The 25,499-nt window shown below is 48.2% G+C and carries 18 protein-coding genes and 1 pseudogene; 11 read left to right on the top strand and 8 right to left on the bottom strand.

Features of this window, described 5'->3' with window-relative positions; genetic code table 11:
- Positions 1 to 190: 190 nt before the first annotated feature.
- Positions 191 to 370 (bottom strand): small multidrug resistance protein, encoded by a 180-nt coding sequence (locus KGF65_RS13355; RefSeq protein WP_225083503.1) that lies wholly within the window; start codon positions 368 to 370, stop codon positions 191 to 193.
- 129 nt (positions 371 to 499) lie between these two features.
- Positions 500 to 1,687: an acetate/propionate family kinase gene (locus KGF65_RS13360; protein WP_088770223.1), complete on the bottom strand. Its 1,188-nt coding sequence runs from the start codon at positions 1,685 to 1,687 to the stop codon at positions 500 to 502.
- 195 nt (positions 1,688 to 1,882) lie between these two features.
- Here KGF65_RS13360 and KGF65_RS13365 point away from each other — a divergent pair, with 195 nt between their 5' ends.
- Together KGF65_RS13365 and KGF65_RS13370 are read left to right on the top strand one after the other, a co-directional pair.
- Positions 1,883 to 2,764: an NFACT RNA binding domain-containing protein gene (locus KGF65_RS13365; RefSeq protein WP_101872666.1), complete on the top strand. Its 882-nt coding sequence runs from the start codon at positions 1,883 to 1,885 to the stop codon at positions 2,762 to 2,764.
- A pseudogene (locus tag KGF65_RS13370) lies at positions 2,751 to 3,100 on the top strand (iron chaperone). The gene KGF65_RS13365 and the pseudogene KGF65_RS13370 overlap by 14 nt, the downstream one beginning before the upstream one ends.
- 2 nt (positions 3,101 to 3,102) lie before the next feature.
- Here KGF65_RS13370 and KGF65_RS13375 read toward each other — a convergent pair.
- From KGF65_RS13375 to KGF65_RS13395, 5 genes are all read right to left on the bottom strand, one after another.
- The gene (locus KGF65_RS13375) at positions 3,103 to 3,324 is read right to left on the bottom strand and encodes a hypothetical protein (RefSeq protein ID WP_216748436.1); all 222 of its coding nucleotides are present in this window, start codon (positions 3,322 to 3,324) and stop codon (positions 3,103 to 3,105) included.
- A gap of 476 nt (positions 3,325 to 3,800) precedes the next feature.
- Positions 3,801 to 4,790, bottom strand: a complete 990-nt coding sequence (locus tag KGF65_RS13380; protein ID WP_105923946.1) for an aldo/keto reductase — start codon at positions 4,788 to 4,790, stop codon at positions 3,801 to 3,803.
- A 261-nt stretch (positions 4,791 to 5,051) separates the two neighbouring features.
- Positions 5,052 to 6,914 (bottom strand): ABC transporter ATP-binding protein, encoded by a 1,863-nt coding sequence (locus KGF65_RS13385; protein ID WP_216748435.1) that lies wholly within the window; start codon positions 6,912 to 6,914, stop codon positions 5,052 to 5,054.
- A complete protein-coding gene (locus tag KGF65_RS13390) occupies positions 6,901 to 7,662 on the bottom strand; it encodes an ABC transporter ATP-binding protein (protein ID WP_313819619.1) in 762 nt (253 codons plus the stop codon). Before KGF65_RS13390 ends, KGF65_RS13385 begins: the two co-directional genes overlap by 14 nt.
- Before the next feature lie 1,543 nt (positions 7,663 to 9,205).
- Entirely contained in the window at positions 9,206 to 9,829 is a 624-nt protein-coding gene (locus KGF65_RS13395) for a histidine phosphatase family protein (protein ID WP_101872661.1), read from the bottom strand.
- 516 nt (positions 9,830 to 10,345) lie between these two features.
- On the opposite strand from KGF65_RS13395, the gene serC reads away from it, so the two are divergent.
- From serC to KGF65_RS13425, 7 genes are all read left to right on the top strand, one after another.
- Positions 10,346 to 11,422, top strand: coding sequence for a 3-phosphoserine/phosphohydroxythreonine transaminase (gene serC, locus KGF65_RS13400; protein ID WP_101872660.1), 1,077 nt, complete (start codon positions 10,346 to 10,348; stop codon positions 11,420 to 11,422).
- A gap of 30 nt (positions 11,423 to 11,452) precedes the next feature.
- Positions 11,453 to 12,622 carry a phosphoglycerate dehydrogenase gene (locus tag KGF65_RS13405; RefSeq protein WP_101872659.1) on the top strand — a complete coding sequence of 390 codons (1,170 nt, stop codon included), beginning with the start codon at positions 11,453 to 11,455 and terminating at the stop codon, positions 12,620 to 12,622.
- 362 nt (positions 12,623 to 12,984) lie between these two features.
- Entirely contained in the window at positions 12,985 to 14,646 is a 1,662-nt protein-coding gene (locus KGF65_RS13410; RefSeq protein WP_101872658.1) for a peptide ABC transporter substrate-binding protein, read from the top strand.
- A gap of 315 nt (positions 14,647 to 14,961) precedes the next feature.
- Positions 14,962 to 16,623 (top strand): peptide ABC transporter substrate-binding protein, encoded by a 1,662-nt coding sequence (locus tag KGF65_RS13415; RefSeq protein ID WP_101872657.1) that lies wholly within the window; start codon positions 14,962 to 14,964, stop codon positions 16,621 to 16,623.
- A gap of 352 nt (positions 16,624 to 16,975) precedes the next feature.
- Positions 16,976 to 17,818 carry a helix-turn-helix transcriptional regulator gene (locus tag KGF65_RS13420; RefSeq protein ID WP_050337920.1) on the top strand — a complete coding sequence of 281 codons (843 nt, stop codon included), beginning with the start codon at positions 16,976 to 16,978 and terminating at the stop codon, positions 17,816 to 17,818.
- A 93-nt stretch (positions 17,819 to 17,911) separates the two neighbouring features.
- Positions 17,912 to 18,043, top strand: a complete 132-nt coding sequence (locus KGF65_RS17305; RefSeq protein ID WP_021336886.1) for a hypothetical protein — start codon at positions 17,912 to 17,914, stop codon at positions 18,041 to 18,043.
- A gap of 950 nt (positions 18,044 to 18,993) precedes the next feature.
- On the top strand, positions 18,994 to 19,914 hold the full coding sequence (locus KGF65_RS13425) for a LysR family transcriptional regulator (RefSeq protein ID WP_050337921.1): 921 nt from the start codon (positions 18,994 to 18,996) through the stop codon (positions 19,912 to 19,914).
- A 157-nt stretch (positions 19,915 to 20,071) separates the two neighbouring features.
- Here KGF65_RS13425 and KGF65_RS13430 read toward each other — a convergent pair whose 3' ends face one another.
- Positions 20,072 to 21,745 carry an alpha-glucosidase gene (locus KGF65_RS13430; protein ID WP_101872656.1) on the bottom strand — a complete coding sequence of 558 codons (1,674 nt, stop codon included), beginning with the start codon at positions 21,743 to 21,745 and terminating at the stop codon, positions 20,072 to 20,074.
- A 548-nt stretch (positions 21,746 to 22,293) separates the two neighbouring features.
- Between KGF65_RS13430 and nhaC the strand changes: the two genes are divergently transcribed.
- Both nhaC and KGF65_RS13440 read left to right on the top strand, forming a co-directional pair.
- Positions 22,294 to 23,694, top strand: coding sequence for a Na+/H+ antiporter NhaC (gene nhaC, locus KGF65_RS13435; protein ID WP_216748433.1), 1,401 nt, complete (start codon positions 22,294 to 22,296; stop codon positions 23,692 to 23,694).
- Positions 23,695 to 23,889: 195 nt separating this feature from the next.
- On the top strand, positions 23,890 to 24,804 hold the full coding sequence (locus KGF65_RS13440) for an NADP-dependent oxidoreductase (RefSeq protein WP_216748432.1): 915 nt from the start codon (positions 23,890 to 23,892) through the stop codon (positions 24,802 to 24,804).
- Positions 24,805 to 25,499 lie beyond the last annotated feature (695 nt).

The following is a 25,499-nucleotide window of genomic DNA, read 5'->3' on the forward strand; positions in this document are numbered from 1 at the left end:
AGCTGACGAACAGTAAGCCAGACAAATTAACTAGCGCAATGTGTACGATAACCATTAAAAAATAGCCGCCTCAGATTCGAGGCGGCCTTTTTAACGATATTTAAGTCGTTTTGACCATGCTAGTAACGATTCAATTCCGTCACTAGCAATGGGTAAAACGATTTTTTAAGTTACTCAATTTATCTTCACGTTAAGTCGTGGCACTTCCGAATAAAGCGACACCGGCAATTGCGACAACGATTAGGCCGAGCCATAGGGCAATTTTGAATAAAAATAACCCGATGGCAATCATGAACACCCAACCAATAATTTTGAAACCAATTTTAAAGATAACTTTGAGCAACCACAAACCAATTACTAAAGCAATCAATAAACCGATCATCTATGCGCTCTGCGACGAGAGCTTCCCTCCTTACAAGTCCCATTATGGGATCCTTGTCAGTTAGTATAGCACGGCTGTTCGTCTAGGGGTCGTTGCCGCTTCCGAATTAAGAGAAGCTTAATTTTGCAGCGCTGCGACCTGGCGCACCATTGCCAACTCTTCGTTAGTTGGAATCAGTAACACTTTGATTTGCGAATCAGGACTGCTGATGAGGCCTTCCTGCCCGGCGGCGTTCAAGTCCGCATCCAGTTTGACACCAAAAATGCTGAGTTCATCAACGATTTGTTGCCGGAGCTTGGGATTATGCTCACCGATACCGCCAGCGAAGACTAACGCATCCACGTGTTTCAACTCTGTCAGATAACTCCCGGCGTACTTAACGATTCGGTTGATGAAGATTTCAATCGCCAAGTGGGCCTGCGGATTGGTGGCTTCCTGGGCTCGAATTTCACGCATATCTGATGACACCCCTGAGAGTCCTAATAAGCCGGACTGGTCATTGAGTAACGTCATGATTTCATTCGGGTCAGTCGTCTTTAAGACCTTCATCAAGAATGGCAGCAGTGCCGGGTCGACATCCCCCGCACGCGTGCCCATCGTCACCCCAGTTAGCGGTGTAAAGCCCATCGACGTATCAAACGCCCGGCCAGCTTTGACTGCGGCTAGGGAAGAACCGCTCCCTAAATGCAACGTCACCAGGTTAACTTCTGATTGTGGCTGATCTAATAGCGTGGCCGCACGCCCGGTCAAGTAACCGTGGGAAATGCCGTGTTCACCATAGCGGCGAATGTGATATTGTTGCGTTAAATCATAGGGCAGACTATAAATTGCGTTCATTTCAGGTAAATCGGTAAAGAACTGACTATCAAACACGGCGTATTGCGTCACGTCTGGTAGGGCTTGGGCCATCGTTTCGATGCCACGTGCTTCCATTGGATTGTGCAATGGTGCAAAATCACTCAACTGTTTGATGGCGGTCAACACTTCCGGCGTGATTGCGACCGCCTGCTTGAAGGTCTCGCCACCCGCCACGACGCGGTGCGCCACCGCCGTGATTTCTGATAAGGATTCAATAATTGCTAACTGCTGTAATTCATCTAATAGCATCTGAGCAGCCTGACTTTGACTCAATTGGTCGACAGTCTTCTCAAATTTTTGATGGTCACCGTACTTGATGGTAAAAATCGAACCAGGCATACTGATTCGCTCAACCAACCCACTCGCGACGACGGTTTCGGCAGGCATGGCAAATAATTGCCATTTCAAAGACGAACTACCCGCATTAATAATCAATGTTTTCTGCATTTCTCTCTCAACTCCCAAGTACTAGAATACCGGAATTTTCTGAAAAATGCTCAACTTTTTTCAATCTTAATAAATTGACCATGGGAGCCGCACCAACCCGCACCTTTTTAGGCCAGCGGCGGTTGTGATATCGCTGATTATCCGGAACGTGTTATCATTGAGACGTTAACTTTTAGAGATTAGAGGAACGTATTCATGACAACCTTACCTGAAAACGATGCCGCGCTCGTCCAGCATGGCTTAGCGCACCTAATTCATCACACGCGCAAGCAAATCGAGTCGCTGACTAAGGCGCTCGCACACCTGCCAGTGGCCGATGACCTGCAGCTTAAGGGGACGCTGTTGAAGACCTATGCCAGCCAGATCGACGGTCGCCATCATTTCGTCGAATTACCGGACTATCAGCATCCTGGTCACCAACTCAGTATTCAACTTGATATTAAAAAATCAATTATGGAAAATGCCGAAGATTATTTTAAACGCTACCGCAAGAGCAAACGCGGCCGTGCGACCGTTCAAGCTAACCTGACTAAGGCTGAAGCCGAGTTACAACAACAGCTCACGACCCAAGCCAATTTTGACCCGACTGATGCCCAACAAGTGGCGACACTCAAAGCAAAATTGATCGACGCCGGTGCGATTCACACCCAGGTTTTGCATTCATCGAAAGCGCCAGAACCCGCTCACCCGCGCCGGTTTTACACCCATGACCATGTCTTAGTCGAGGTCGGCAAAAATAGCCACCAAAACGACCACCTGACCATGACGGCGCGCAAAGATTATTACTGGATGCACGCGGGCGGTGAAATTCCGGGGTCGCACGTCGTCATTCACAGTACACATCCGAGCGAACGGACCTTGCACGAAGCAGCCGTCTTGACGGCTTATTATAGTAAGGGCCGACAACTCAAGCGCGTCCCCGTCGACGTCCTCACCGTGGGTCAAATGCATAAACCCAAGGGGGCCAAAGCTGGCTTAGTGACTTTCAGTGGTCCAGCCAAAACCTTGACGGTAGCGCCGGACGCCAACCTAGTCACCGAACTACGCGAACAGGAGACGACTAATGACACCCATTGATACTTATATTGCGGCCGCACCAGCAGCCTATCGCGACCAGCTCACTGCCATTCGTCAGACGATTGCCACCAATCTACCAGGCGCTGAAGAACAGCTCAAATACCAAATGCCGACCTTTTATTGGCATGAGAATGTGATTCACTTCGCACTCAACCAGCACCACTTTGGCTTATACCCAACGCCCAGCGCGGTGACTGCTTTTCAAGCCAAGTTGACCGCCTATAAGACGAGTAAAGGAGCCATCCAATTCCCACTGGATGCCCCCTACCACTAGATTTAATTGGTGCCATTACGGCTTTTCGTCGGCGCGAAATCATCGCCAAATACGACCTTTAGGCTTAGCGCTGCCACCATGACTGCGCTAAAAAGTCAATGGCTGTGACGTCGTCCAGGGCGACCTGGTTCACCACGCCAGCTTGTTGATTCAATAGTAGCTGATGGTCGTTCACAGCCGCAATGAGCCCGCTTGACTGACGGCCATCGCTCAATGTGAGCTGGACAACGCAGTTCAACTCATAGGCTTGTAATATCGACGCTTCAATTGGTTTCAGCTGTTCCATGTCCATCACCTCATCGAAATAGTAGCTCTATCATAGCACACTTTTAGAACGTACGTTCGACAAAAAGCATTACATTTTGATGACGTTGATTTTACGGTCGTTTGTAACCATCAGTGATTGCGAGTGCCAACTAATAACACGCTTAACTACCGGGATTACCGAACATTGTCATCATTTTTTGACTAATCAGCAGCTAAATCAACTGTGTTTAGAATCGTGAACCAATCCCTTTCAATCGGCTAGCTGATTCTGACCATCATTGCCACCTAAAATGGCGCCTCAAGTGGATTCGTCTACTTGAAGCGCCATTTTTATTAAAATTCGGTCGTCGAATACCATAATCCCAACATCCTGTGGCGGTCCGGCTAACCGTTACTCGTTTCAACCATAGCAGCATCTGTTGCGACGCTCACTAACACCACGTCATCCTTGCGTTGCAGTACCGAATATCAGCAACAGAGCACTAGCGACGTGACCTACTTCAAAATCTCGTTGATTGCTGCGACCTCATCGGCACTAAAGTCCAACTGTTTAGCCGCGTCAAGGTTGGCGTGTAAGTGGTCGATGCTCGTCGTGCCAATGATGACACTGGTGACCGTTTGAGACCGCAATAACCAAGCTAACGCCATTTGGGCCAAGGTTTGACCGCGCTGTTGTGCGATGTCATTTAAGGCATTCAACTGCGCCACGACCGGCTGCGTCCCCTGTTCAAACAGATATTTATTGGTGCGATGGATTGGGAAATCCGCTGGAATGCCGTCTAAATAGCGCTGGCTCAGCAGTCCTTCCGCCAATGGCCCGTATGCTACTAGTCCCGCACCATGTTGGCCAAGATAGTCCAATAAACCGGTCGTCTGGGCCTGCTGATTCAACATATTGTAAGAATACTGGTTGACCGTGAACGGCGTGTGCATGTCATTGAAATACTGAATCATCGTCGCGGTCTGGTCCCGGTCGTAGTTGGAAATCCCGACGTACAGCGCTTTCCCCTGGCGAACCAGCTGGTCAAGTGCTTGGGCCGTCTCCTGCAAATCAATATTAGGATCTGGACGATGCGAATAGAAAATATCGACGTAATCCAGATGCATCTGCTTGAGACTCCGATCCAATGAGCTAATCAGTGTCTTACGTGAGCCAAACGCCCCATATGGCCCGGGCCAAGCGGGATAACCCGCCTTAGTCGTAATGACTAACTCATCACGATAGGGTTTCAAATCACGTTGCATAATTTGCCCAAAAGTCCGTTCCGCCGAACCTTTCGATGGCCCGTAGTTATTCGCTAAATCAAAGCTGAAGACACCATGGTCAAATGCGTCTAACACGACTTCCCGTGAACGGGCAAACGGGGCTTCATCCCCGAAATGCCGCCATAATCCTAACGAAATCACTGGTAATTGTAACCCAGTCTTACCGACACGCCGTATTGGCAACTGATCGTAGCGTGTCCCTGCTGCCGAATAAGTCATTATTTACTCACCTCATCTAATTTTTAAATACAATTTATATTATACCGCTTCTGTATTTTTGGTACCGTTTTAATGACTGCTATCTCGGCTAATTTTGATCATTAGCGGTAGTTGGGGGAAAGATGAGGAAAACATCCCAGTGATTGGCTTAGACGACGCCTCCACTGAAAATTGACGTAAACTCGCACTGTTTCCAGCAGTCCAAAGCTGGCTGCCTTTTAACTTAAGAATCGACACATTTTACCTTGACTAGCACACCCCTCACTGATAATACTTAGCTTGTTGTGAGAACAAGTCGTAATAGAGGCCGTGCTGGACCATCAGCGTTGCATGTGTCCCGCTTTCAACGATGGCGCTGTGATTTAAAACGAGGATCCGTGAGCTGAAGCGAGTCGAGCTCATGCGATGAGAAATATAGACCGCCGTCTTATTGGCAACCAGCTCATTGAAGTGCGCATAAATCTCCGCTTCAGAGATTGGGTCTAACGCAGCGGTCGGTTCATCTAGCACAATGATGGGCGCATCTTTGTACCAAGCCCGGGCAATGGCGATTTTTTGTAATTCACCACCAGAGAATTGGACGCCATTAGCATCCAACTGCGTCCCAATCGCGGTTTCGCCTTGATGCGGGAGGCTCGCAATTTTTTCCCAGACGCCAGCTAGTTTCAACGACCGTTTGGCCCGAGCCGCATTCAGTGTGGGCGCCGACGAAACGTTGTCGTTGACTGAAAAACTAGATAATGAGAAGTCTTGAAACACCACCGAAAACAGGGCTTGATAGTCAGCAACGCTTAAATCATCGATGTTGACACCATTAATCTTGATCGTGCCAGATGTCGGTTGAATCAATTTGACCAACAATTTCACCAGCGTCGTCTTGCCACTCCTCCCATTAGGCCCGACGATGGCTAACCGTTCGCCCTCGTGGATGGTCAGGTTGATATCGTTCAGTGCCCACCTGTCACTTCCAGGATAGCGATAAGACACGTGGCTAAATTCGATTTGGCAGTCCGTCCCCAAGTCCGGGAGCGGTCGTTTACCAGAATCATCGGTGGTATCGCCAAAATTCATGAACTGAATATACTGATCCATTGTTTTAAATGAGCTTTCTCGTTGGCCCCAAGCACTAAAAACGGTGGCTAACGTGGCCATTAATTGCTGCAAATAGCCGACATAGACGACCACGCTCCCGACTCCAATGGCCCCAGTGGCACTCTTCATCGAGACTAATAGATACAATAAGCCGACAACACCATATGTAATCAACGTATTCATGCTGGCAACCTGCGCGACCCTGACCTGAAAATCAGCGTCTTTTTTGATCTGCTGGTAGACGTCCTCACGCGCCTTCCTAACTGTTTTACCAGTCAGATCATACAATCTGAGTGTCTTGCCAAAAATCGGCGTTTTAAATAAAATCTCGCCGTAATAGTCGAGCACCCGATTGAATTGAATATTATAGGCGAAAAACTGCTTCATGATTTGACTTCTCGCAGTCGTAATTGGTCGCGAACTAAGCAGTGGAATCACGACCAAGCCGATGACGACCAGGATGAACCACGGCGAATTAACGAAATTCCCCAATGAGTCATGGGTCGTCGCATGGGCAAAAATCATCACGACAAGCGAACCGGCCGCCAGCACACAAGTGGTTCCAAACGAAATCAGGCCGTTCAAAATATTGGCCACGAAAACTGTAAAACCACCCGTGTAAGTGAAGCCAGTTTTGACCGTGCTATACAGCTTTCTAAAGGCCGGGTCAATAAAAGTCGGATAGTCGGCATCGAGCATTTTGGTCGCCATGTTGCGCCGTGCGTGGGCCAAAATCAGATGTGCACCCGAGTTCGCTCGCACTTTGAAATATTCGCTGATTAGATTCAAAACCAACAAGATCAATAAAAAACCGACTGTTCGCCAAATCACGATTGGTTGGTCATCCGCACGCACCAGCAGGTTGATGATTTGGCCAATAAAGAAGATATTGACGAAGATGCTGATGGTCGAAATCACCGAGGCACACAACTGAATGCCAAAAACATGTGGATACAGCTGATTGGCATATCTGATATAGCCCCGGGCCTTAGCCAAATCCGCGTTAAATTGTCCAAATTTATTCCGTTGCATCCGCGCCATCCCCCTCCTGATAATATTGACTTTGCGCGTGGTATAGGGCTGCATAGGCTGGATTAGCTTTCATCAAATCCTGATGAGTCCCCGCATCCGCGATTCGGCCATTCTGAACGAGGAAGACAATATCCGCAAACTGCGTCGAGGCCAAACGATGGGAGATGAAGATGGAAATCGTCCCCTTCGACAAGTCGTGATAGTGCTGATACAGTTCACTTTCAGCTAGCGCATCCAGGGCCGCAGTCGGTTCATCCAGAATCAACACTGGCCGCTTTTGATATAGCGCTCGGGCCAGCATCAGCTTCTGAGATTGCCCACCTGACAGGCTCATCCCCTGATCATCGACGTACTGTGTTAGATTCGTTTGCAGCCCCGCCGGCAAGTCCTGGACATCCTTCCACAATCCAGACTGTCTGATGGCGGCTTCCATGGCCGGGGTAGCTGTTTTTCCAAAAGTAATGTTGTTTTCTAACGTATCTGCAAACGTTGCGGACTCCTGAAAAACGGGTGCAAACAGCCCTAAATAGTCATGATAATCGAACGTCTCACTGGGCTGATCATTGATCAATATCGTGCCACTAGTCGGCTTCAGTAAGCCCATCAGTAGCGCGACCAGTGTGGATTTACCCGCGCCATTGAGTCCGACTAGCGTCACCGCCGTATTTTTATGGATGACAAAACTAACATCATCAATAATTTTTTGATCATGATTTGGATAATGATAGCTGACGTTTCTAAACTCGATTTTTTCTACTTGCGCCTTATTTTGCGGTTGGTGCTGCTTTGGTCAAGTACCAGTGAATATTCTGAAAGATCGAATTCTTTTTGTGCGTTAGATTCACAATCATCCCCCCTTTTCCAGCTGATTAGGCCGATTTCGCTCTGAACAATCCCCGTCTATCACGTTTCATGACACGACGCCTACTCGGACTGTTAGCTTCAAAACGGCGCTAGTCTCACCAGCAACAACTGAAACCAGTTCGCTAATCTAATCATTTTTTAATTGCTTTATTATATTACAATCATATGCCATGTCAATTTATCACTCGGCATGGCGCTAGTTATTACGCATTGTGCTAGTTAAATTATCATGATTCATGGTTAAATCATGACCAGTTGGCGTCCTGTTCGTCAGCCGATGCGCGTCTTATTCCGACCTCCGGGGCTGGCTGACAACGCTGGAACAGGGCGGACATCGATTTGAACTCACACAGAAACCCACTGTGCAATTTCAAATACGAGTCTTCTTCTAGCCCGGGAAGCCCACCCGGACAAGAAGAATTTCGCCCTTGAGCATTGTCCGCCAGCCCCTCCAGTCGGGAACCCGCTCGAATGGCGGATGAACGGCCACTTATCTGGGTACAATTGACCACTGAATATTAAGTGACTGGTCCTTCAGGCAAACTTTTAATTGGCGTCAATAATGCTTTATCACACTTAATTACTGAAAAAATCAGTTAAATTTTATTCGCAAGATTCAACGGACATTAGTCTTGAATTTCGTCTCAAATTACCTTCATTTATAATTTGAGACTTTGCTATCTCAGACGATTATAGAAAGTTGTGACAAATTCAGTGAAACTGCTGATTCGAAAAGTTAAAACATGGGTTAGGAAGCTTAGCTATCATTAAAAACTAGTCTGACAGTTGAATGTCAAAATGACCTTAGACTATGAATCAACGACTAATCTAAGAAAAAGTTGAGTCCGCACATGTCTGCCTTTCGAATACCATCCAGGCTGGAAGGTATTTCTGACAATGCTCAGCGATGAAATTTCACTTAACAAGCGTCTTTTGCTTGGTTAGTGAAAGACCAGTATTTAAGACGTGGGTTGTCGGCTTAAATCTGTGTCCATCGCGTTCCAGCGTTGTCAGAAATACCTGGAAGCCGGCCTAGGACGTCGCCACAACAGCAAGTTTACGCTAAGTCGCACTTCTTCCAGCGAGTCTCAGCTGGCAGCCCTTGAACTTAGAACTTGTCATGATTTAACCATCTTTAAGGCTAAAGAATAACTAGCACAACGCGTAGTTATTACGCTGATTGAACCGGTCAGTTCATTGGATGGCGATTTGGAAACTGTAGTCCCCAACTGCCCGATTCCCCGATAATGCCATGCCAAAAAGGCAGTCCTCGCATTTGCCAGGACTGCCTCACTTAGGAGTTTATGTGATGTCTGCTGTTGTTGCCTGAATGAAACTCGGATTTGAAATATGGTTCAACAGGACGTGGTTATTTCAAACCAACCTCTATTGTAATCCGGAATGTGCGGTTCGTTAAGCGATACCCATTAGAACTGTGGCAGCCGATTGTAGTAGGCCAAGTATTGACGCGCGTGCACGGCATCGACGACGATCTTGGTCACACTGGTGTTGGCGGGCTCTGGCAGGCTCATCGGGTCTTTTGGTTGGAGCACCGCGAGCGCCATGGCCTTGACGGTAAAGCCGTGGGTCACGACAATCAGTTGTTCATCGGGATAGGCCTGGGCCATGGCTGTCAAAAAGGCTTGAACTCGTTGCTGCACGTGTACAAACGTCTCGCCGTCCGTCGCCACATCGACGTAACTCGGTAAGACGTCCTGCAACATTGGATCAAAATACTGCGGATAGGCGGCCAATAGTTGGTCGTTGACCTGTCCATCCCATTGCCCATATGAAATTTCTAGCAAACGTTCATCTGTACTAACGGGCAAGTCACGGCCTGCATTCAAAATAGCCGCGGTTGCCTGTGTCCGGTCGAGTGGACTACAAATGAGTCGGTCCGCAAAACTAATATCAAACGCGTCGTGTAGCGTTTGGGCCTGTTGCCGACCTACGGCATTTAGGTGCGTGATGTCAGTATTGATCGTGCCCTGTTTGAGATTTTGCGCATTGGCCGTTGTTTGACCATGCCGTACCACGTAAAAAGTTGTCATTGTGCGCCTCCAAGATTAGATTATTATTAATTACAGTGATGATGTCACAGGTTTTTCTCATTAACATGCTTGACAAACCAGAATTTGCTTGCTAAATTAATACCAACGCAATTCAAGCACCGGCAATCATGACCGGTCAGTCGAAAGGAGTCTAACTGATTATGGCACAGCGACAACTCAACAATCAATATCATATCAGTTCCTCCTGGTCTACGCACTCATCTGTGTTGGCCTAATTTTGCGTTCGCAAATCAGCCCGAGCACGGATGTTAGACATTCGCTACCGGGCGCAATTGCTTCAGATTGTCATTAACCGTCCTGGTAGTCGAAATCGACTGCGAGGACTTTTTTGTTGTTACCGACTAATCGGGCGAAACGCCACAGTTGCCTGATACACGAACTGATGATGGTTCATGTTAGTACTAGCTGACTAACCATCGAGATGTGATTAGGTCGACCTGCTCCAGACGATTAGCCGTTTAACTGCCATTAAACAATCGAAAGCGAGGATTTTTTATGCCAATTTATAATTTTTCTGCTGGTCCAGCGGTCTTGCCGCAACCCGTCATTGCCCAAATTCAAGCAGCGTTACCGTCATTTCAGAATTCTGGGATGAGTATCTTGGAAATCTCCCATCGCTCCGACCTGTTCGAACAAGTCATCAATGACGCCGAACAGGACTTGCGGGACCTAATGGCGATTCCCGATAACTACCGAGTGCTGTTCTTTCAAGGTGGCGGGACCTTGCAGTTCACCGCTGCCCCGTTGAACCTCGCGACGAACCATCACCACATTGGCCTGCTAGATAGCGGACACTGGGCACAACGGGCTGGCGACGAAGCCCAACGCGTTGACACCAAAGTCACCGTCCTTGGCAGTAGCGCCGCCACCCATTATGACCGGCTACCCACTATCGAACAGCCACTCGATCCAACCCTCGACTACGTTCATTTGACGACCAACAATACGATTGAAGGAACCATGACGACCGATTTGCCAGCCACCGGCGATATTCCACTGGTCGCCGACATGTCTTCTAACTTTTTAGGTGAATCCTACCGCGTCAGTGATTTTGGCCTGATTTTTGCCGGCGCTCAGAAGAACCTGGGCCCTGCTGGTTTGACGCTGGTCATCGTTCGCGAGGACTTGATTGGCCACGCCCAACAGCTCCCCAGCATGCTGGATTATCAACTGTTCGCTGACAAACACTCGATGTTCAACACGCCACCCGTTTTTGCAATCTATGCCGCGGGGCTCGTCCTCAAGTGGCTCAAACAACAGGGTGGCTTAGCAGCGATGACGGCGCGTAATCACGCTAAAGCCGCGCTACTGTACGACTTTCTCGACCAGTCACAACTATTCACGAATCCCGTTAAAGCCAGCGACCGCTCAACGATGAACGTGCCTTTTGTCACCGGCAACGCCGAACTAGACGCCGCCGTCATCGCTGGTGCCAGCCAACACGGTCTCTTGAATCTAAAGGGCCACCGCTCCGTTGGGGGCATGCGAGCCAGTCTCTATAACGCCATGCCACTTACCGGGGTCCAAGCCCTCGTTGACTACTTAGCCGCATTTGAAGCCCAACATCATTAATATTCGAACGATCCGAGGAGGAATTTAGTTATGTATCAAATTAAAACTTACAACGCCATCGCCCCAGCCGGTCTCAACACATTTTCCGCTGATTACGCGCTGAACCAGTCTGACCAGCCCGATGCCTATCTGATTCGCTCGGTCAACTTGCACCATGAAACACTACCCACGTCGCTCAAGGTAATTGCTCGCGCCGGCGCCGGTGTCAACAACATTCCGCTCGACCAAGCAACCGCAAATGGTACCGCCGTTTTCAATACGCCCGGCAGTAACGCCAACGCCGTCAAGGAACTGATTATCGGCCTCCTGATCGTCGCTTCTCGCCATTTGATGGCCGCCGCCAGCTATTCAGCAAAGCACACTGAGGCGGACGTTTCTCAGCGGACTGAGCATGACAAGACCCAGTTTAACGGCTCCGAATTAACGGGTAAGACGCTGGCTGTGATTGGCCTGGGCCACGTCGGTTCACTAGTGGCCAACGCCGCCCTCAATCTAGGGATGAACGTGATTGGTTATGACCCCTACCTATCTGCCGATGCCGCCTGGAATATTGCCAAACAAGTGCAGCGGGCCGCGACCCTGACCGACGCCGTTAAACACGCCGATTTCGTCACCGTCCACGTCCCTAAAAATCCGGACACGCTAAATTTACTTAATGCGGAAGCTTTCGCTGCAATGCCCGCCGGTGTCCAGTTATTCAACTATTCACGCCTCGGCATCGTGGATAATACCGCCGCCTTAGCAGCCATCGCCGCACATCACATCGCGCACTACTACACCGACTTTGGCGAACCGCAGCTCGCTGACAACCCGGACGTCACCGTCACCCCCCATATCGGTGGCTCAACACTAGAAGCCGAGGTCAACGGTGCCACGCAGGCCGCGCGAACCATCATGACTTACTTAGAGACCGGTAACGTCCACGCCGCCATCAATCTGCCGGACCTAAACGTCCCATTCAACGCCGCTTACCGTTTTACCATCATTCACCAGAACGTGCCCAACATGGTGAGCCAAATCACGGCGAAACTGGCTGCAGCCAACCTCAATATCACGACGATGGCCAACGCTGCCAAGCACCAAACGGCCTATACGATTATTGATGTCGACGACTTACAACAACCGCAACATGCCCAACTAATCGACGAACTGACGAAGATTCCCGCAGTCATTCGGGTGCGGTTGCTACAACAGGATTAATGGTTCGTCTTGCTTAACCCTGCTCAAATCTGCATCATCATGGAATTGGTGTTGACTAGTTTCTGGCCTGTATGCGCTAAGTTTTCAAACATAAATGCGGACTAGCTATGACTATCCGTAACTTTCAGAAATCAAGCGCTGACAGGCTTTTGACATGTCGCTACCAAAGTTTTGGGCATTGATATCAGCCCAAATATTCCCGCGTTAGTTTACTTAATTAAGCTAGCACGGCCTCCAACAGGTCGTGCTAGCTTTTTTGACTGAATAATGTTAACCATTAAAATGTTTATATTGCTTTTAATCTATTTTTAATGTATTCTCATCTACATATCATACTTATTTGAGTAGGGGGTACATATTTTATGCAATGGAAATTATTTACAACTGTTGCGACACTGACCGCAACCACCGGGGTTCTATTAGTGGGTTGTGGGCAATCATCATCTAGCTCTAGTAACGCCGGCAATACGACGGCCAAGATGGCCAGCACCCAAGTTCTGAATTGGTCAGAAAACGGGCAAGACTTGACCACTTTGGACCCGTCGCTTGCGACCGACGTGGTTAGTGGCACGATGATCAGCAATTCGCAGGAAGGCCTGTATCGGCTCGGTAAAAATAGTAAGGTCACGCCTGGGATTGCCACTAAGACGACCGTTTCAAAAGATAAAAAGACTTATACGTTTACCCTGCGGAAGAACGCCAAGTGGAGTAACGGCGATCAAGTCACGGCCAAAGATTTCGTTTACGGCTGGCAACGGACCGTCAATCCGAAGACGGCTTCCCAATACGCTTACTTGTACTCTGGCATCAAGAACGCCGACAAGATCGTTAACGGCAAGGCCAAGCCAAGTACGCTGGGGATCAAGGCAGATGGCAAGTACAAGTTGACGGTCACCCTGGAAAAACCAATGCAGTATTTCAAATTACTGATGGGCTTCGTCTCCTTCTTCCCACAAAATCAACATGCGGTTGAAAAATACGGCAAGGATTACGGGACGAGCGCCAGCAAGATGGTCTACGACGGGCCATTCAAGATGACCGGTTGGAAAGGGACGAACTCTACTTGGGCATTGAAACGTAACTCAGCTTATTGGGATAAAAAGCACGTTTACCTAACGAAGATCAACGACCAAGTTGTCAAGTCAACCACGACGGCCTTCAACCTCTTCCAGAGCAACAAACTGGATATGGCAACCTTGTCTGGACAACAAGTTAAAAACGAAAAGAACAATAGTAAGTTAGTCGTCCGCAAGTCTTCACGCTTGAACTACTTGGAATTTAACCAGAAGAAGGTCAAGCTCTTGGCTAACAAGAAGATCCGGCAAGCAATGTCCTTGACGCTTAACCGCAAACAACTGGTTAACGACGTGCTCGGTGACGGTTCCGTCACACCAAAGGGCTTTGTCACGACCGGTCTGGCCACTGACCCAACCACGGGCAAGGACTTTGCGACTGAAAACACGGTCAAATCATCCGTAACTCAAGACAACGCCAAGGCGAAGAAGCTTTGGAAGGAAGGCTTGGAAGAAACAGGCAAGAAGTCGGTCACTTTGACATTGACGCATGACGATACGGACCAAATGAAGGCCCTCGCTGAATACGTTCAAGGGCAATTAGAGAAGGAACTACCTGGCTTGAAGGTTCAAAGTGTCACGGTTCCATACAAGACCAGAATTTCTCGTGAACTGGCCGGTAACTTCCAACTCGTCATCTCTGCTTGGCAGGCCGATTTCGCTGACCCCGTCTCTGATTTAGGCATCATGACGTCGACCAACGACTACAACTTCGGTAAGTGGACGAACAAGTCCTTCGACAGTGCCATCAATACGGCCAACAGCACCACCAGCACGAAGAAACGCTGGCAAGCACTTTCGACCGCTGCCAAGACATTGGGCACTGACCAAGGTGTCGCACCATTATCCCAAAACGCGGTCGCTCAAATGGTCAATCCAAAGTTGAAAGGCCTCGTCTACAACACAGCCGGTATCAACTACAACTTCAAGAGTGCTTACATGGCCAAATAGGATTCTCTCTAAAAATCAGTAATACACGCTAATTACGGACTCCCTGCAGTATGGTGGGAGCCCGTTTTTGAGTTCAAAGACAGCCAGCTTAGGACCGCTGGAAATGTTGCGAGTTAGTTGGTGTGCTGTTCGTCAGCCAGCCCCGGAGGTCGGATTAGGAAGCTCTCGGCTGACGAACAGCAATCCAGCTAACTGGTACTTTTAATTATTAATGAGCTCAACGCGTGTTAATTACCTTAATTATTAGCGCTGAAAAATTGATTCTCATTATCCTTTAATGTATCCTCGTGAACATCCAGTTGGGGGAGTTCACATATGAAATGGAAAATTGTTTTAACAACTGCGACCGCTGCCGCGACATCCGGCTTACTATTGGCAGCCTGCAGTCAGAGTCATACTGCTTCAGATAATGGGGGAAATTTGAAATCAGACATGGCTAGTAGCCAAGTTTTGAATTGGTCCGAAAATGGTTCCGAGTTAACGACGCTAGATACGTCCCTCGTGACCGATTCCATTAGTGCCAACATGATCAATAACACGATGGAAGGCCTCTACCGCATTGGTGCCAATAATAAAATCACACCTGGGATTGCCACCAATGCCGTCGTTTCGAAGGACAAGAAGACCTACACCTTCACCTTGCGTAAAAATGCCAAGTGGAGTAACGGCGACCCGGTGACCGCACAGGACTTTGTTTATAGTTGGCGGCGGACGATCGATCCGAAGACCGCTTCACAGTACGCTTACTTATATGCCGGCATCAAAAATGCCGAACAGATTACGAATGGCAAGGCAAAGGTCGATAGTTTGGGGATCAAAGCTGATGGTAAATATAAACTGACTGTCACTTTGGATAAACCGATGGCCTACTTCAAAATTTTGATGGGCTTTGCCATCTTCTTCCCACAAAATCAACACGCGGTTCAAGACTATGGCAAGGACTACGGGACGACTGCCAGCAAGATGGTCTATGACGGGCCGTTTACCATGACCGGCTGGAAAGGCACGAATACGACCTGGACCTTGAAACGCAATCCGCATTATTGGGACAAACGCCACGTCTATCTCGAACGCATCAATGACCAAGTCGTCAAGTCACCGACTACTGGGTTCAACCTCTTCCAGAGCAACAAGCTCGATATGGCAACCTTGAGCGGTGAGCAGGTCAAAAATGAACGTAATAATCCGAAATTAGTCCTTCGGAAGACGTCCCGTTTGAACTACCTAGAATTCAATCAGAAGAAAGTCCCCGCTTTAGCCAACGCCAAGTTACGCCAGGCGATGTCGCTGGTCATTGATCGGCAAGAACTCGTTAAAAACGTCCTCGGCGATGGGTCGACCGTGCCTAAAGGCTTCGTCACCACGGGCTTAGCCACCGACCCAACGACTGGTGAAGATTTCGCCACTGAAAACAGTGTCGCAGAAGCCGTAACGCAAAATGACGCTAAGGCTAAACAACTCTGGGCAGCAGGACTCAAAGAAGTCGGTAAAAAATCGTTGACGCTCTCGCTCACCCATGACAGCGTTGACCAGACTAAGGAAACGGCTGAATACCTGGAAGGACAATGGCAAAAGGAATTACCAGGCCTCAAGATTACTGACATCACCTTGCCGTTTAAAAATCGGTTAGCACGTGAAACGGCCGGCAACTTCGAACTTGCCATCTCGGGCTGGCAAGCGGACTTTGCAGATCCAATCTCAGACCTGGGCATCCTGACATCGACTAACGACTACAACTTTGGTAAGTGGAACAATGCCGACTACGACGCCGCTATCAAGCAGGCTCAAACTGCCACTAACAACTCAGCGCGGTGGCAAGCGATGGGCCGCGCCGAAAAAATCATCGGTACCGAATCCGGCGTCGTGCCTTTAACACAAAATACGATCGCTCAGATGGTCAATCCGAAGTTGAAGGGCCTGATTTATAATACTTCCGGCACCAACTACAACTTCAAAGACGCTTATTTGGAAAAGTAAGTTGACTGAGCGCTACACAGAGCGACTAGTTGCTTTTAGCAGAAAGTAGCCGGCAGCATTACTGCTTTCAAGCCGTCGTGCGAGACTAACTTGAGCCGACCTGTCTTATCAATTAGCCTTCAATCAAGCTTCAATTCACGCCTGAATGGACACTTTATCGGCACCGCAAGTATTGGATTACTGCTTGCGGTACCGATTTTTTAGTTGCCATATTTTTATATTTGATAGACACATTTTTGGAATACTATGGATTATGTATAAATATTGACAAAATTATATAAAAAGTTTTTAATTAGAATAAATGAAAGCAATTTCAAAAATGACTTAACTATGTAAAGGAAGCGTTGATGGCATGAATATTGAGCTCTTCATCGCCCGTCGCAAGGCACTGGGTCTTTCGCAAAAAGCCCTTGCAGACGGCATATGTACCCAGGCAACATTAAGTAAGTTTGAGAATAATGGTAAGGCCCCTGCCATTCGAATCGTGGCGCAATTGTGCCAGCGGCTGAACCTTCAATTGGAAGATGTCTTTCCAACTGAACGGGTCGCGGATGCTGCAGTCTTGAAGATTCTGGAACAAGTCGAATTTGATTTGATCACCGCAGAATATCAGGATGCTGAAGAACAACTCGAAAAGGCCGCTGATATGCCGCGGCACGATCGTGAGACTAAGCTCCAATACTGTTATCTAAAGGGTTACGTGGCGGCACTTAACCACCATCCGATCAGTGACGTGGTCTTTAACTTCGACCAAATCATCACGGACTTGGATGAATCGCACATTACGATTTACACCCAGTTGGCTTATTGCGGAACCGGGATTGCTTATCAGCAGACCGGCGATAACGACAAGGCCCAATATTATTTTGAAAAGGTCCGGCACGCTCTGCCCAACTTGCCACTAGAGACGACCGCAAGTATCTGGCGCGTGATTAACCTCGCCTATTACACCGGGGCCTTTTACGCTAGCATCGCAGATACTGAACGTAGCCTGCAACTACTCAACTACGGGATTGAAATCTGTGCTCGGTTCCACGTCACCTACTACGCCGCTCGCATCAAGTTCTTACAGGCCCAACTCGCGACGGATACTGATGAAGTTCATGAGTATCTCAACGACGCGGCTGCCTTTGCCCGGATGAACAAAAACCATCAATTGCTTAAGAATATTTCAAGTTATTCAAATTCCCATTAATTAGCGGTGAAATAATTGCAATTGGTTAAGAAATCGCCTAAACTGCAAGTATCAAATGACGAGTGCTTAACAACCATTGAGGAGGTCCTGCCCATGTTATTAGCAGGTTTATTAGTTGCAGCTGGTTTAGCTGCTGTCGCCGGGGTTGTCGCTGGCAACCGAGTTCCTGCTGCGCAACCAGTCAGAATCAAGCATGACCAACGTACGCCTCAGAATCGGCGGTAATGTCGAGTATGCGCACTAGCTATCTTCGTGATAGCTGGTGCGTTTTATTTTGGATCAAGTTGTGAGACAAAATCCTTTAGCCCCGATTCGGGGTTTGCTATAATAAATTATTATAGTTAATTAATTAACTCACTGTTATATCGGCGTTTTATAGATTGTCGTTCCGAGTAGTATTATAATTATTTATGCAAATGAGTGGGTTAATCCTCAGGCCAACTAAATTAGCACACCCGTTTAACTGATTATCACAAGTTATGATTAAGCCAGCGAACATAGGCCCGCTGATCGCCTTTTTTTTGGTCGTTTTTTGGAGCTTATTAGTTTCAGTTATAACTTAAACACGTTAACTTATTTGGTTCAAAAATTTGACCGTTACCGCCAAATGCGACGCCCACAGCCTGCAGCCGACTTCATGTAGACCAATTTTTAGTTAGCTGGCTATTTCCGACAACCCCTTAACTGATACGAATCATTTATGGTGTGTAACCGCTTTTATAATTGAGCCTGGTACTTATTGAAGATGGGTAATAAAATTTATTTATCACTTGACCCCTTTAACTTTATCAATCGCGGTCATGGCTATCATTTCAAGGGTTTCTTAAGTGCCAGTGATCTATAATGACCCGTTTCAAATTGACAAATTAGTCCCGATAGATAATCAAACAGCCCTTTAACTGATAAATTAAACTGATGATTCAAAAGCTTGAATGGTGTCAAACCAGCATCCATACCAATTTCAAGTGTTCGGCTTATTAATAATCATTATAATTTCAGGACATTAACTATTCTGTGAATTTATTTTTACGAATTATCCTGACACTATTCGTTATAACAATGGTATGATTAACATGACGTATAATAACCAGCTTTAATCAATCAGTCGGAGCCTGCTTACCTGCGACTATTAATTGCTCAACCAACATTAATATTTTATGGAGGCTACATTTTTCATGAACATTAAAGACTTGTATTACTTCCAACGCTTGATCAGTACGCAAAGCTACACGCAAACCGCTGCTGATTTTCACGTTAGCCAACCAACAATTTCACAAGCAATTAAGCGACTGGAGCGTCATTTCCAAGTGACGCTATTCTTTCGTCAAGCAAAAACCAAGGCGCTCGTCCTGACACCGAGCGGCCAGCAGCTTTTGCTCGCGGCCAATGATATTATCAATAACTGGCAACACGTCAACGAATCAATCAGTCACCTCCGTCAACACACACTGCGGTTTGGGATCGAACCCTCCGTCAGTGAACATTACTTACCAGCATTAACTAAGCCCATCATCGAACAGGACTTGCTTAGTAGCGTCCATACCGTTGAAATGGGAGCCAACCAACTCGTTAAGCAAGTCTTGGCTGGTCAGCTGGACCTTGCCATCAGTGGCAACTTGGATCAAACGCTCGATGAACGCCTGGCAGTCACGCCATTGCGGCCATTTAAATTCCGCATCTTGGCTAACCCAGACCATCCGCTAGCCAAGTCGGATCACCCGACCTTTGCGGAAGCGCTGAAGTCACCGTTTGTCCTACTTAATGCAACTTATTTGAACAAGCTCGTCTTTCGGCAGTTGGCTGAACAGCTTTCAATCGAGCCACAAGTTCTCTTCGAATCCGACAGCAGTACTTTAATCAAGGGACTGGTCAAGGAGAACTTGGCGTTAGGGTTCATCTCGGACATTACGACGCCGGCTGAAGGTGAAGACGACGACCTCGTTGAAATTCCATTCGACGACGTCCAAGTCCCCAGCGTGCATATCAATCTGATTCGGCGCGCACACCAATTCCCAATCGGGTTGGTCAAGCAAGTCATCGATATCATCGAAAAGACCTTTGCTGATGACAACGCCAAACAAGAAAACAAGCAGTAATTGCACTTAACACGACTAAAGGACGCTCCTGTTATCTATATTGATAACAGGAGTGTCCTTTAGTTTTTACTGATTAATTTTTAAATCTAAACTCAACGATTGACTAATAGCCAGCGCCTCACCATATGCCCCTAAGTTAATCAGCCCGAGCCTCGACTTAGAATTGATAAACCTTCGCTTCATACGCCCGCAAAACGTCCTGATGGTCCTCATCATAATTACTCAACAAAAGTTTAGCCGTAGCCGGTAATTCAGCAAAGTGCCGCGTCTGGGTGGCATCCGTGAAGTTGCAGATCACGAGCAGATGCTGGTCACCCGCTTGGCGCATGTAGGCGTAGACGGACCGGTCTTCTGGCAACAATAGCCGGTAAGTCCCAGTCGTGATAACTGGTAATTGGTGCCGCAACTTGATCAACCGTTGATAGTAGCCAAATACCGAGCCAGGTGTCCGTTGCGCTAGTTGCGCGTTCAGGCGTGGATAATTTGCGTTGACCGCTAGCCAAGGTGTCGCCGTTGAAAAGCCGGCATTGGCACTGTCATCCCATTGCATCGGGGTCCGCGCATTATCACGAGACGTGTGCGCTAAATAGCTTAACATCTTATCCGCTGAGACGACCTGTTCGTCGTCGACAAAGTGATGATAGGCATTCAGTGATTCCAAATCTTGATAGTCGCTCAGTTTGTCGAAATGGGCGTTGGTCATGCCAAGCTCTTCGCCCTCATAAATGTACGGGGTCCCTTGCAAGAAGTGTAGCGCCGTGGCCAACATTTTGGCTGAGCGTTCCCGATAAGCTGGTCGTTCGTCGCCAAAGCGGGACACGATCCGTGGTTGATCGTGATTATTCCAATAGAGGCTATTCCAAGCGGCACCTTGCAAGCCCGTCTGCCATTTTGATAAACTCTGCTTCAAATCAACGAGTTGAACGGGTTGATCATTCCACTTGCCCAATGCGGGGTCGGGATTGCCGTCTAAACCCATGTGTTCAAATTCGAAGACCATGTTGAGTTCCTGCCCTTGCAGACTCGCTAACTGTTTGGCATCCGCAACGGTCGCACCCGGCGTCTCCCCGACCGTCATCAGTTGATGGCCAGCAAAGACCTGTTGATTCATCTCTTGTAAGTAATCATGCAAATGTGGGCCGTTTGCCACGATGTCACCGATGGCCGCGTATGGTTCGCCCGCTTCAGGTTGTCCATCCGCAAAGCTGGCTGGTTTGGAAATCAGGTTGATGACGTCTAAGCGGAAGCCATCGACACCCTTATCGACCCAGAAGTTCATCATGTCATAGACCGCTTGCCGCAGCTTGGGGTTATCCCAATTCAAATCCGGTTGTTCGACGGCAAATGAATGCAAATAATACTGTTGCCGACTCTCGACGTATTCCCAGACTGAGCCGCCGAAGAAGCCACCCCAGTTATTGGGCGCATGTCCGTCGACTGGGTCACGCCAAATATAATAATCAGAATATGGATTATCCTTGCTCTTGGCACTCTCCGTAAACCATTTATTTTGGTTGGATGAGTGGTTCACGACGATGTCCATCATGATTTTCAAGCCCTTCGCGTGGGCGGTTGTGAGCAGCTGGTCAAAGTCAGCCATCGTCCCAAATTCCGGATTAATATCGTAATAATCACTGATATCATAACCGTTATCGACTCCGGGTGACCGGTAGATTGGATTGAGCCAGATGACATCAGCACCCAAGTGTTTAATATAATCTAAGCGTTGGGTGATTCCGGGCAGATCCCCGATCCCATCACCATTCGAATCTTGAAACGAGCGTGGATAGACTTGATACACGACGGCTGATTGCCACCATTGATTAGCCATATTGATATCCCCCTAAAAACTTTTTTATCTTTAAAAATAACTAGTGCCGTCTCTTGCTAGAGACCGCTTACAACACTATCTATTCTACCATTCCAACCTCACTTATCGTAGCGGGCAAACGGAATTTGTCCGAGTTTTTTATGCCAACTGCCGTTCACGTCGGTTGACGAACTCGGGCGCACATGCTACTATCATCAGTATTCAAATAACGAACGATAATCTTACTTTCAAGTAGCGAATTAACTGTGCGTCAGGAAGTCGGTGGGTGCTGCGAACCGATCAGGTTAATCTCGATGAAATACGGTAGGAGAGGTCCGGGTACGCCCGGCGGATAACAACTAGAGCCGTTAACTGCTAGTGAGTGGAGTCATATTGTGGCTCAAGCTGGGTGGTACCACGGTCTAATCAATCGTCCCTGTTGCATTATTGTGCAACGGGGACGATTTTTTGCATTCATTATGATTATTATTGGCGCGTACCGTCATTCAAGCAGCTGGTGACCACCTGGCTTGATGACGCTGGGCGACCTTCAAAAGGAGTTATCGATTATGCCTCATTCAGAAAAATGGCGACCGGTCAAATTACCAGAAGCCTTATGCGTTTTGTTGATTATGTTAGCGATTATGGGACTTGGTGTAATTAAGTTCGGCCTATCGCCACAAACACCCGTCATCCTGGTGATTGCCCTCATTATTTTGTGGGCCCGCATTCGTGGCGCCGCTTGGGATGATATTCACGGCGGCATCATTAATGGGATCAAAACTGGGATCATTCCGATTTTCATCTTCCTGCTGATTGGTGCGCTGATCAGCGTGTGGATCGCAGCCGGCATTATTCCGTCAATGATGGTCTTCGGCTTTCATTTGATTTCCGCACAGTGGTTCGTGCCGTCCGTCTTCCTAGTCTGCGCCATCATTGGAACGTCGATTGGGAGTGCGTTCACGATTATTTCAACGATTGGGATCGCCCTCTTCGGTATCGGGACGACCATGGGCATCAACCCGGCTTTGATTGCCGGCGCAATTATTTCCGGCGCCATTTTTGGCGATAAAACTTCGCCGCTGTCAGACTCAACGAACCTGGCGTCAGCGATCGCTGAGAGTGATTTGTTCGATCACATCCGTAACTTAATGTGGTCGACGATTCCGGCATTCGTCGTCTCATTAGTCCTGTACACGATTCTCGGCACGGGCGCAGCGACCCACAGTCACTTAGGTAAAATTCAAACGACCCTGACCGTGCTCAACAGTAATTTTGCCATTACGTGGTGGGCCGCACTGCCGCTAGCGGTGATGTTCGCCTGTGCGCTCCTCAAAATTCCAGCGATTGCGACGTTATTGATGAACATCGGGCTCGCCATCGTGATGATTTTTATCCAGCAACCACACATCGCCATCGCTAAAATCGCAACGATGATTGAATCTGGTTTTGTCGCAAAAACTGGCAATGCCAGCGTCGACGCCCTGCTCTCTCGGGGTGGCATTAGCGCGATGATGAGCACGGTCTCACTGATTTTACTGACCTTATCGCTCGGTGGCCTGTTGATGAAATTCAACTTGATCCAAACCGCGATGGTGCCATTGACCAAACGGCTCAAAGGGACTGGCGCCACCGTCACTGCGGCGATTTTAGCCGGAATTGGCGTCAACATCTTTGTCGGTGAACAATACCTATCCGTAATTTTGCCTGGTAAAGCCTTCAAACTCGCCTTCAATCAGCGCGGTCTCGCGAACTTGGCACTCAGTCGGGTACTCGAAGATGGCGGGACGGTCATTAACTACTTGATTCCATGGGGTGTGGCGGGGGCGTTTGCCGCAAATACCTTGGGCGTTTCAACACTGGCTTACTTGCCATTCTGCTTCTTCAGTTTGCTGTCACCCGTCTTCTCCATCATCAGTGGTTTTACCGGTTGGGGCCTCAAGCGCCAGCCAGTCAAACCGACCGCTTAATTCAGTCGGTAACCGAACGAAGCCCGGAATATAATTGTTTCGGCTTGTGATTTCCCCTGCTCGCCCGCTACAATGAGGCAAGAGCATACTTTTGGACCAATGTCTGAACCCACGCATTTGGTTGGTAAACGCCGGTATTTTCGGTGATTTTACCAGTCTAAATGCTGGTTCAGCCATGATAGGAGGGGGATTATCATGCTTGCATACGGTTATCAAAAATTTGGGGGACCCGCCGTATTTGAGACGCTTGTCCAGCCAGCACTACACCTGACTGATAATCAAATCTTAATTGAAACGGCGGCAGTTAATTTAACAGACGAAGACCGCTTGGAGCGTCTGGGTACCAAGGCCAACGTGGACCTGCCACACATTCCGGGACATGATGTGGTCGGTCACGTGATTCAAGTCGGAGCGGCAGTCACTGATTTTAAGATTGGCACCTTAGTCGCAGCGCACACCACTGAAACTTACGCCGAACAGGTCTGTGTGGATAGCGACCTGGCCGTGACGGTTCCTGCCGACCTCACACCCGCCAGTGCGGTAAGCCTGATCACACCTGGCATCATCGCTTACAAAACGGTGCGCTATTTTGCGGACGTCCAAGCCGACCAGACGGTGATCGTCAAAGGCGCCGGCAGTCCCGTGGGCTTACTAGTCGTTCAACTAGCAAAACGCCTCGGTGCGCACGTGATTGCCGTGGCCAGTGGGCGCTACGCGGATCTGATCACTTCACTGGGCGTCGACCAATTTGTGGACTACCAGCAACAAAATCCAGTCCACGTGTTAGCCGACCGCGGCGATGTCATCATCAACGTCGCTTTAGACGGTGTCGGTGGCAAGGACGATTTGGCAATGGCGAAGTTTGACGCCACGATTGCCTCCTTCACCCACCGCCTTCCTGCCACCAGTAAATCAATTCGGTTCCAAGCGATTCAACCGACCGAAGTCATTTCGGACCAGGCGACATTACAGTTATTATTCAAATTATTAGCAACTCACCAACTCATCACCACGATTGCGGCCGAACTGCCCTTTGACCTAAACGGCTTTATTCAAGGCCACCAGCAACTAGATGAACCACACATCGGCCAAATCGTCATTGTTCGCTAAATAAAGCGACCTTCAAGATTTTTGAAGGTCGCTTTATTTTGTGTGGTCACATTCGTACGCGTTGTGCTGGTTAATTTGTCATGAATCATAATTAAATCATGGCATTTTCTAAGTTCAAGTGCTGCCAGCTAAGACCCGCTGGAAACAATGCAAGTTACCGTAAACTTTCTGTTGTAGCTGCGTCCTATTCCGGCTTACAGGCATTTCTGACAACGCTGGAACGCGATGGACACAGATTTAAGCCGAAACCCACGTCTTAAATGCTGGTCTTCCACTAACCAAGCCAAAAACGCTTGCTAAGTGGAATTTCATCGCTGAGCATTGTCAGAAACGCCTTCCAGCTGGGGATGTTATCCGAAAGGCAGACATGTGCGGGCTCAACTTTAGATAAATAGGTCGTTGATTCATAATAAATATTCATCTATAAGACTATCTTCTAATGAGTACTCAGCTGGCTTACACGTATTTCAATCCATGAAGTATCGGTATCACCGAATGTTGTTAGAAATCTTCGTGGCCAGTTGCGACATGGTCTTGAATTTTAAGACAATAATAATACTATTGTCTAACTGTCAGTATGCAAATGCTAATTCAAAGTTTGCTAAAAGGGCCAGCCACCTAATATTTCAGTGGTCAATTATACCCAGATAGGTGGCCGTTCATCTGCCATTCGAGTGGCTTCCCGACTGTAGGGG

The sequence above is a fragment of the Lactiplantibacillus sp. 30.2.29 genome (assembly GCF_018991255.1).
Classification (GTDB): Bacteria; Bacillota; Bacilli; order Lactobacillales; family Lactobacillaceae; genus Lactiplantibacillus; species Lactiplantibacillus pentosus.